This is a genomic window from Streptomyces sp. NBC_01463 (assembly GCA_036227345.1).
GTDB lineage: Bacteria > Actinomycetota > Actinomycetes > Streptomycetales > Streptomycetaceae > Streptomyces.
Window position 1 is genome coordinate 6,132,326 of the sequence record CP109468.1, and the last position, 8,596, is coordinate 6,140,921.

Annotated in this window: 8 protein-coding genes and 3 tRNA genes; 5 read left to right on the forward strand and 6 right to left on the reverse strand. The window is 67.5% G+C overall.

Annotated features, from left to right (window positions below; translation table 11 throughout):
- Nucleotides 1-90: 90 nt before the first annotated feature.
- Together OG521_27070 and OG521_27075 are read right to left on the reverse strand one after the other, a co-directional pair.
- On the reverse strand, nucleotides 91-1,536 hold the full coding sequence (locus OG521_27070; protein ID WUW24230.1) for an FGGY family carbohydrate kinase: 1,446 nt from the start codon (nucleotides 1,534-1,536) through the stop codon (nucleotides 91-93).
- Between the two features lie 68 nt (nucleotides 1,537-1,604).
- Nucleotides 1,605-1,904 (reverse strand): YtxH domain-containing protein, encoded by a 300-nt coding sequence (locus tag OG521_27075; protein WUW26812.1) that lies wholly within the window; start codon nucleotides 1,902-1,904, stop codon nucleotides 1,605-1,607.
- 180 nt (nucleotides 1,905-2,084) lie between these two features.
- On the opposite strand from OG521_27075, the gene OG521_27080 reads away from it, so the two are divergent.
- The 4 genes from OG521_27080 (at nucleotide 2,085) to OG521_27095 (ending at nucleotide 3,326) form a co-directional block, all read left to right on the forward strand.
- A tRNA-Asn gene (locus OG521_27080) sits at nucleotides 2,085-2,157 on the forward strand.
- A gap of 5 nt (nucleotides 2,158-2,162) precedes the next feature.
- Nucleotides 2,163-2,235 (forward strand) — tRNA-Asn (locus tag OG521_27085).
- Between the two features lie 245 nt (nucleotides 2,236-2,480).
- Nucleotides 2,481-2,557, forward strand: a tRNA-Ile gene (locus OG521_27090).
- Nucleotides 2,558-2,657: 100 nt separating this feature from the next.
- The gene (locus OG521_27095; GenBank protein WUW24231.1) at nucleotides 2,658-3,326 is read left to right on the forward strand and encodes an N-terminal phage integrase SAM-like domain-containing protein; all 669 of its coding nucleotides are present in this window, start codon (nucleotides 2,658-2,660) and stop codon (nucleotides 3,324-3,326) included.
- Here the strand turns inward: OG521_27095 and OG521_27100 are convergent.
- Entirely contained in the window at nucleotides 3,313-4,155 is an 843-nt protein-coding gene (locus OG521_27100) for a hypothetical protein (protein ID WUW24232.1), read from the reverse strand. The genes OG521_27095 and OG521_27100 overlap by 14 nt on opposite strands.
- Nucleotides 4,156-4,491: 336 nt before the next feature.
- Nucleotides 4,492-4,863, reverse strand: a complete 372-nt coding sequence (locus OG521_27105) for a hypothetical protein (protein ID WUW24233.1) — start codon at nucleotides 4,861-4,863, stop codon at nucleotides 4,492-4,494.
- 125 nt (nucleotides 4,864-4,988) lie between these two features.
- Between OG521_27105 and OG521_27110 the strand changes: the two genes are divergently transcribed.
- Nucleotides 4,989-5,537 carry a hypothetical protein gene (locus tag OG521_27110; protein ID WUW24234.1) on the forward strand — a complete coding sequence of 183 codons (549 nt, stop codon included), beginning with the start codon at nucleotides 4,989-4,991 and terminating at the stop codon, nucleotides 5,535-5,537.
- Here OG521_27110 and OG521_27115 read toward each other — a convergent pair.
- Together OG521_27115 and OG521_27120 are read right to left on the reverse strand one after the other, a co-directional pair.
- Entirely contained in the window at nucleotides 5,494-6,285 is a 792-nt protein-coding gene (locus OG521_27115; protein WUW24235.1) for an IS5 family transposase, read from the reverse strand. The two genes, OG521_27110 and OG521_27115, sit on opposite strands and share 44 nt — an antisense overlap.
- Nucleotides 6,286-7,947: 1,662 nt before the next feature.
- Nucleotides 7,948-8,487, reverse strand: a complete 540-nt coding sequence (locus OG521_27120; protein WUW24236.1) for a VUT family protein — start codon at nucleotides 8,485-8,487, stop codon at nucleotides 7,948-7,950.
- Nucleotides 8,488-8,596 lie beyond the last annotated feature (109 nt).

Genomic DNA, 8,596 nt, shown 5'->3' on the forward strand with positions numbered 1-8,596 from the left:
CCGCGAACGTTTTTATTCAAGTCCAGGTCAAAAAACAGACCGGGTCCATAATTTCCGTCCGAACGCGGCCCCCGCGCGACGCCGCACGCCTCAGCGCGCGGTGTCGAACGCCCCCGGGTGGATCTGGTCCCGCGTCGCCACGTACTGCTGGCGCACCGCCTTGCCGACCGGCAGCTCCTCGCCCGGCTCCAGCACCTGCGCCGAGGCGCCCTGCCAGGCCGGGGGAGTGCGCGCGTCGAGCGAGCCCTGCGAGACGCCCAGCGCCCAGGCCGCCTGCCGGGCCGCGCCGATCGCCGCGTACTGGGCGGGCTGCGGCACGACCACCTGGGTGCCCAGCAGTGCGGGCGCGAGACCCTGTACGGCAGGCAGCTCGGCGGCCGCGCCCAGCAGGAACACCCGCCGCACCTCGACCCCCCGCCCGCGCAGCACGTCCAGCGCGTCGGCCAGCGAGCAGAGCATCCCCTCGAAGGCGGCCCGCGCCAGGTGCTCCGGCTTCATCGACTCGCGCCGCAGCCCGCTCAGCGTCCCGGCGGTGTGCGGCAGATGCGGGGTGCGCTCACCCTCCAGATACGGCAGGAGCACCAGCCCCGAGGAACCCGGCGTCGACTTCAGCGCCAGCGCCGACAGCTCCTCCAGCCCGTCCACCCCCAGCATCTCGGCGGTGCCGCGCAGGGCGCGTACCGCGTTCGACGTGTGGACCACCGGCAGATGCATTCCGGTGGCATCGGCGAAGGACGTGATCATCCCGGTCGGATCGGCCAGCGCCTCGTGGTGGACCGCCATCACCGAACCCGAGGCCCCCAGCGACACGACCGCGTCGCCGACCCCGACCCCGAGCCCGAACGCCGCCGCCATCGTCTCGCCGGTACCGGCCGAGATCAGCAGCCCCTCGGGCGTCGTCCCGGCCGCGTCGGACGGGCCGAGCACCTCCGGCAGCGCCGCCTGGTGCCCGAGCGCGAGCTCCACCAGCTCCGGCCGGTACGACTCGCTGCCCGCCGACCAGTAGCCCGTCCCGGAGGCGGCCCCCCGGTCGGTGGTCCGCCGGGCGGGCCGGCCCAGCAGCTGCCACACCAGCCAGTCGTGGGGCTGCAGCACCGCGGCGACCCGCTCCGCCATGTCCGGCTCGGTCCGGGCCAGCCAGCGCAGCTTCGACACCGGCTGCGCGGACTGCGGCACCGCGCCGACCGCCTCGGCCCAGGCCTGCCGCCCGCCGAGCCCGTCGATCAGATCGGCCGCGGCGACCTGCGCCCGCCGGTCGTTGCCGAGCAGCGCCGGGCGCACGAGATTGCCCTGGCGGTCCAGCGGCACGAGCCCGTGCTGCTGCGCCGACACACCGATCGCCTGCACCCCTTCGAGGAGCCCGCCGGTGGCGGCCTCACCGAGTGAGAGCAGCCACGCCTGCGGGTCGACCTCGGTGGCCTTCGCGTCCACGGGATGTGCGGCGTATCCCTGGCGCAGTACGGCACCCGAGTCCGCATCGCAGACCACGATGTGCGTGAAGGCGGAAGAACTGTCCAAGCCGGCGACTATGCCCATACAAGGATTCTGCCGCACCGCCGGCGGTTTCCCTTACCGGTGGTGCGGCAGACGTGGGCGAGCAGGACTCAGGTGTTGGTCGTACCCCAGTCGTCCTCGCCGTTGGCCCCGCGCCCGCGCAGCGACCGCACCCGGTCCGCCACCGACGCCGGCACCTTGTCGCCGACCTTCTCGCCCACCGCGTGGGCCGCCTTGCCGGCGAACTGACGGCCGCTCTGGGCCGCCGTCTCGCAGGTGTTCCGCACGGCCGGGTTCTGGGCGAACTGGCGTGCGGACTTCTTCAGCTGCTCGTAACGCTCGCGCCCGGCACGCGTGCCGAGCACGTAACCGAGGGCCACTCCGGCGATGAACGTGAGCCGGTACCGCATGGCTGCCACCCTTCCTTCGCTCCGTGCGACGTGTGCTGCCCGCCTACCCGCGGACGCCCGAGATCACCCCGGGCGATACCGATTGGCAAAGCACCCCCCTGCTTGCGCTAATGTATGTGTCGCAGCGAACGCGCGCCGCCCGGCAGCAGCCAGGCAGGTACGTTCGAGGCAACGCAGCAATCCCCTGTAGCTCAATTGGCAGAGCAGCCGGCTGTTAACCGGCAGGTTACTGGTTCGAGTCCAGTCGGGGGAGCGCGATCCCCTGTAGCTCAATTGGCAGAGCATTCGGCTGTTAACCGGAGGGTTACTGGTTCGAGTCCAGTCGGGGGAGCGGAACGGAAGAGGACCCTCAGGGGTCCTTTTTCGTGTGCCCGGGGCCGGTGCGCGGGCGTCCGCCGCAGCGGTGGCCGGTGGGGCCCGCGTGACACTTTCGCGTCAACTTCGCGTGCCCCGGAACCGAGCAGCGAGCAGCACGGTCTTCATGGTCATCAGTGGCCGGGCAGTCGGAGCGGGAGATCGTATGACCGGCTATGCTGCGGCAGACGGCGCGCACACGTGTACGCGCCACGCCGAAAAGGGGCGGTAGCTCAGCCGGTTAGAGCAGCGGACTCATAATCCGTCGGCCGTGGGTTCGAGTCCCACCCGCCCCACCAGCGCAGAATCGTTGTGACCTGCGGAAACGCCGTTACAACGCTATCGGGCCACCGCATTCGCTGCACGAACGCTGCACCGACGCGCCGTAGGCTCCTTCGTATGGCTTACGTCAGGACCAACGAACGCCTCAGCGGCGACCCCTCCTGCACCGTGATGTGGCGGACCGGTGGCTCCCGAACGGGGCAGACCCAGCGTGAAACCTTCGACGACGAAGAGGTGGCGAAACGTTTCCGCGACCTCGTCAACGGTCACGGACAGCAATGGCCGCCAGGGTGGGTCAAGGGTGAGGGTTTCGTCGAGCCTGACGAGTCCTCGGTGCCCGATGCTGAGATGTTCTCGGTGTACGCACACGCCTACGTAGGTCTGCTGACCGACATATCCGACCACACGCGGACGAACTACACCAGGTTCATTGATAACCACATGATTCCGTGGTTCGGGGAGCTGTCAGTCTCGGAGCGGGGGCCCCGGCTCACTCGTAACCACATCAGCCAGTGGATCCTCGACCTTCAGGGCGGCAAGCCCGGTCCGCTGCACGCCGCGGACACCACGCGCCGTCCGTATGCGGCGAAGACGATCGCGAACCTGCACGGACTGCTGTACAGCATTCTTCAGTCGGCGGCGGACGCTGACCCGGCACTGCGCGACTCGAATCCATGCGTGCACACCCGGTTGCCCAAGGGGAACGACACCGAGGATGACGAGGTGTTCCTCGAACCTGAGGAGTACGCCCGGGGTGCCGCGAAATGGGCGCCTATGCGGTGCTGATCAGGTGCGCGCTGGCGGTGCCCAGTTCAAGTGTCCCGGAGTAGGGCGTCTTGGGGTGATAGCGGGCTCCTGGGATACGGGCCTCGGATCTCGTCAGCAGGTCGGCCACTTGGCTGTGGTCGGTGTCGGGGTGGGAATCCCAGGTAAGTCGGTCTGGCCGGGTGGCGTTGCCTGTGATCCAGGCGGGGGTGAGGTCGAAGCGGTACGACAGCGGCATGGAACGCATCAGAAGGGCGCTGCGCAACGGCGTACTGGAGGTGTACGTCCAGCAGTCGTGGTGTGCCGTTTCCTCGTCGGTGAGATGAGGCTGGCGCCACAGGGGCGAGCGGCCGTTGTCCTCGTGCCAGCTGGTCTCCTGTCGAAAGACCATCTGCGCAACGTCCTTCCCTTGCCATCGGTGGGAGTCGACGAGATCGAGGCGTGCCCTTGTGGGCAGGTGGATGAGGCGTACACGTCGGCAGGTGAAGTCGATCAGTCGTAGGCCAGGAATGCCGCACAGCCCGTGGTCCTCGTGGCGGAAGGGCAGAAGGCGGCTTGCGATGCGGCAGGCGGTGTTGGTGTGGATTTCTAGATGGCCGGGCCGGTGGCAGATGCAGTTCAGGTAGCCGCTGATGCTGGCCATCGCGCTCTTCCGTGGCTGTTCAAGGGGATGCGGATACTCGCGGCTGCTCATCAGGCACTCGAAGAGGAGTGCCTGGAAGGCGAGTTGCCCGCGGTCCGTGGGATCCAGGGCAGGGCGGTTGCCGGCCATCTGGAGCGGTCCCGTCTCGGGCAGATAGAGAAGGTGCCCGATCTGCTTCCGGGTCCGTTTGTCGTTCGTGTGCGGCACAGTGTTCCTGCTCCGGCTGCCCCCGGGCGGCAGCCGTGGCGAAGAGAGCCTGCACGGATACCGGATGGCGTCTTGAAGGACCGGGCATCCCACCCTTGAAGCTCCTGCGTCTCCGCCCGGGCGGACCGCTCGCCTCCAGGCCGTCCCTGGCCTGTCAGGCATCAACGCTACCGGACCGTGCCCTACAGGCCGAGGCGACACACCACACCAAAAACAGGGTGTGAATGGAAGCCGGGCGGTGGCATGCCCAGCTGACTGGCAGCAGGCAAGAGCCGGTGCAGGCAAGGGCCCCGGTGGGCCTGCGGCAGCCCGCCGGGGGCTCGCGGGGTGGGGACTTCAGGCCGTGAGTTGTTTGAAGACCGTCTCGAAGCGATCGAGGGTCTCGTCATCGACCTGGTCGAAGAAGACGTCCTTGTCGCGGGTGAGCTGGTGTGCGGGGCCGACATGGTCGAAGTCCCGGGGCTTGTTCTGCTGCTCCCGGGCGATCCCGATGCGCTTGAGGATTGGCAGAGGCTTGTTGGGGGTGATCAGATCTGTCTCGTTGATGGTGACCTCGGTAGCCCTGTTGTGGAGCCAGAGGTAGTCCTTTGTAGAGAACAGGTCCTCGATGTCGGCCGTCTCGGGGAGTCCTTCGAGTTGGCCGATGATGGTGATGTGGGTGGCGTCGACATTGGCGGCCTGAGCGGCGCTGAGGACCTTGGCTGTCACCTTGGTGGTCTCAGAAGCTGTTGTCTTTCCGTGCATGACGGCTGCGTTTCCGCTGGTCAGGGATAGGAGTGGTGTTCGTGTGGGAGCGATGGAGGGTCGTTTCGTCGCTCCCGTGGAGGTCGTGAATGCCGTCGGTTGTCGGACTGCTGGAACAGCACGAGCTTGCCGCCCGCCGTCGTGTGGACGGGCTGCGCGAGGAAGCCGACCGCATTCAGGCCGAGCTCGCGGCGGCCGAGCAGGAGTGGCTGGAGTGGACAATCGCCCGCGAGCGGGTGGTTGTGGTGTTGTCCGCGCCAGGCGGTGACTCAGCCGACGCGGTGGTCACTGATGGGCCAGACGGCGCCGTGACAGAAACCGAGGTGCGGGCGTCACCGCCCGTGGTGGCGAAGGCGAAGTCGCAGGTTCCGGTCTGGCGCGAGGGGTTGGCTCGGACGGCACTGTCGGCGGACTATCAGCGCATCCTGGCCGTGCTCGCGGATCGGACCCGCCTCGGTCAAGGGCCGCTGACCTGTCAGGAGATGACCGTCGCGTTCGGCATGGACGTGGTGCCGGCCAAGGTGGAGGGGCTGCGGTCGAAGGCGAAACGCCTGGTCGCGCGGGGCTGGCTGGCCGAGCCAGCGGCGGGTCGGTTCACGCTCGCGCGGGGCGTGAGCGGGCCAGACGCCGGGTCATGATCATGGTCATCGACCAGTAGATCATCGCCTCGGAGCTGGTGGTGGATCGTTCGAAGTCGCGTGCCAGGCGGCGGCTTCGCATCAGGTGCGCGAAGAGACGCTCGACGATCCACCGCTTCGGCAGCACCACGAATCCGCGCATGTCGTCGCTCCGCTTGACGATCGCCAGCACCAGCGCGAGGGCGGCCAGGCAGTGCTCGACGAGGCTGCCGGTGTAGCCGCCGTCGGCCCAGACGAGTTCCAGCCGGTGGTGGGCGCCGGCCACCTGGGCGAGTAGTTCCTTCGCGGCGGCGCGGTCACCGATGGCCGCGCTCGTGACCATGACGCCCAGCAGCAGGCCGAGGGTGTCGACCACGACGTGCCGCTTGCGGCCGTTGATCAGCTTGCCGCCGTCGAAGCCGCGGCTGTCGGCGCCGACGACGGCGTCCGCCTTGACGGACTGCGAGTCGATCACACCGGCCGTCGGCTCCACGTCCCGGCCCGCCTTCTGGCGGACCCGGCCGCGCAGCCGGTCATGGAATTCCCTGACCAGCGCGTGGTCGCGCCAGCGGCGGAAGAACGCATAGACCCGGTCCCACGGCGGGAAGTCGGCCGGCATCGCCCGCCACTTGATCCCGTTGTCCACGAGATAGCGGATCGCGTCCAGTATCGCCCGGTGGCAGTACGCCCCCGGCTGCCCGCCCCGGCCCCGCAACCAGCCCGGCACCGGCAGGAGCGGCCGGACCACGGCCCACTCCGCTTCCGTCATGTCCGAGGGATATCTCCGAACACGTTCCGGATGGTCGGCGGCATTCCCGAACCGGTGAGCGACACAATCACACGACAGAGCAGCCGAGTTGAACTCCACCGGTGCTAGCACGTACAACTGCGGCAACGGGGTCTCCTGGATCTCGGTTGGCTTCGCAACCCCGAGCTACCAAGAGGCCCTGCCTTCATGCCCGCAGCCAGCCACGGTCACCCGAACGAGACTCCCGTTCGACACCCACCCCTCAAGGCCGGAACAGCAACACCTTCTCAGGCAGGTCAGGTCGCTGCGTAGCGTCAAGTGGCTTGCGGGATGGCAGGGGGCGTGAGTCTGCGTAGATCATGGAGTCGCCGTGGCTGTGCGCATCGGACGATGCCACAGCACAACGAGCCTTTCCGTCAGCAACTCGGCCGCGAACATTCGCTGTCGCCTGGCAACCGCGTGCCGCCGAGTCTTCAGGGAACCGGGCTCAGTGGCTTGGGCTGACACCATCTTCTGTGCGCGCTCAGCGACCTGCGCGGGCAACCCAGGCCTGGTCAAGGAGACGAGCCTCTTCTTCGCCATGGACACCGTCCTGGAGATGCTGCCTGAGTCGCCGGCCGTCGTTCTCACCCGGGCGCGCATCGGAATGGCTTCCTCATTCGCCCGAGGCCGGCTCTGGGAGCGATGGTGCTACGGCGACCGCGACGCACAGGTTGCCGCGACGGCCCGCGCACCGGGGTGGCGTACGGTCTTTGCCCCGCTCCTTGGATGAGGAGTTACTGCTGTTGTGCAGCCAGCCGCTGAGCGGCTGACTGCACAACCTTGTTATGGCCAGCCGAGTCGGGCAGTTGAGTGATTCTTCCGCGGCCTACTGGCCAACGGCACCCCGCACCAGCCAATAGCGTCCAGCCGTCATTCCACAGCCGCCAGGGTTGTTACTCCGCATCCGATCCTGACTCAGGATCCCGCTACCAAGGCCAGTAGCCCCAGCCCGCTAGCCCGAGCAGGAGGGATGCGCCCGCCGCGATCACCGGCGAGACGTACACCGCCAAGACGGTGCGTCCGCCGATCTGAATGTGCACGCCTTCGCGTGGCACGACCGAGGCCGTGCCGGTCGGAACGTCCGAAATCAGACCGTTGGTAGCCGGATTCCTGGGGGATGACTCCCCGCTAGACGGTGTGCCATGGTAGGCAGTCACGAGATGTCCCTTCTTCAAAGCGCAACCACCGTCTCCCCGGCCTAGGAACCTGAAGACGGCGGTGCGCGACACTCGAGTCCTCCCGGATCCGGGAGGACGCAAAAGGGCCCCACCATTGGCATGGTGGGGCCCTCGTTGCTGCGATGACGCTATCGGAGATGGATGGGCAAGAGCAAGTGACTCAGACAGGTGCCGGGGCGTCACATCGCTTTGCTGCCAAACAAGTTGTTTCTAGCTCCGATCATCTGGCGAATCTCTGGACCGCCGCATCGTTCGTGCTCAACTTCGCGCCGGCAGTAGAAACGACATCAGCGTTCCCGTCCACGTCGAGGCCGAAGCCGTGGCTGCGCGCCTCGGGTATGAGGGGAACGTCCCATGCCACCGTCCCTTCTACCCATGCACGAGGGAGGCGCCCCATGTACAGCAAGAAGCGGGATACTCCATCCCGAGGTGTAGGAAGAACCGCCTCGAGACCTGGCCAGGGTCAGTGACGCGTAGCCTCAGGAAGGACGGCCGCAGCGCGCTTTCGGCGATGTAGAAGGGTCAGGACTGCTACCGCTGCGAGGGTCATCCACGCCTTGCCAAGGATCTGTCCCGGCAGGTATTCGAAGGAGCCGAAGGCAAGCTTGAGGAACAGCAAGCTGTCCGAGAGCAAACCGACCGCGTTCGAGGCGAGCATCGCGATCAGCAGGCCACGTTCCCGCAGAGGCTCATAGACGGCGAAGTCCATGCTTTCGGCGACCACGAAGGCCGCAGCCGACGCCATCGCGAGCGCGGGGTCAGCAAGGAAGTACGACAGGACGGTGCCCATGGCTATCGCTGCGAGGACCGCCCTACGGCCGGCCGCCTCTCGTGCAAGGTCACGGAGGACGAGGGCTAGTCCGACCATGTAGACCCCGGCTGGGGCCGCGTAGCCGAAACCCACTGGGACGGCTCCGAAGTGTGTAACAGCAAGGTTGGCCGCGGGAATGGTGGCCACGTAGGCGATCAGCGTGGCGATACCGGCAGGAGGGGGGACGTTCACGATCTTCTCTCTGTCTGGTGAAGCACGAGTTGCGCCCAATCCCCTCCGTGAGCGGACGGCGGGGCAGGCGCCCAGACAGTACAGCCCATGCCACTGACAACAGGGGTGA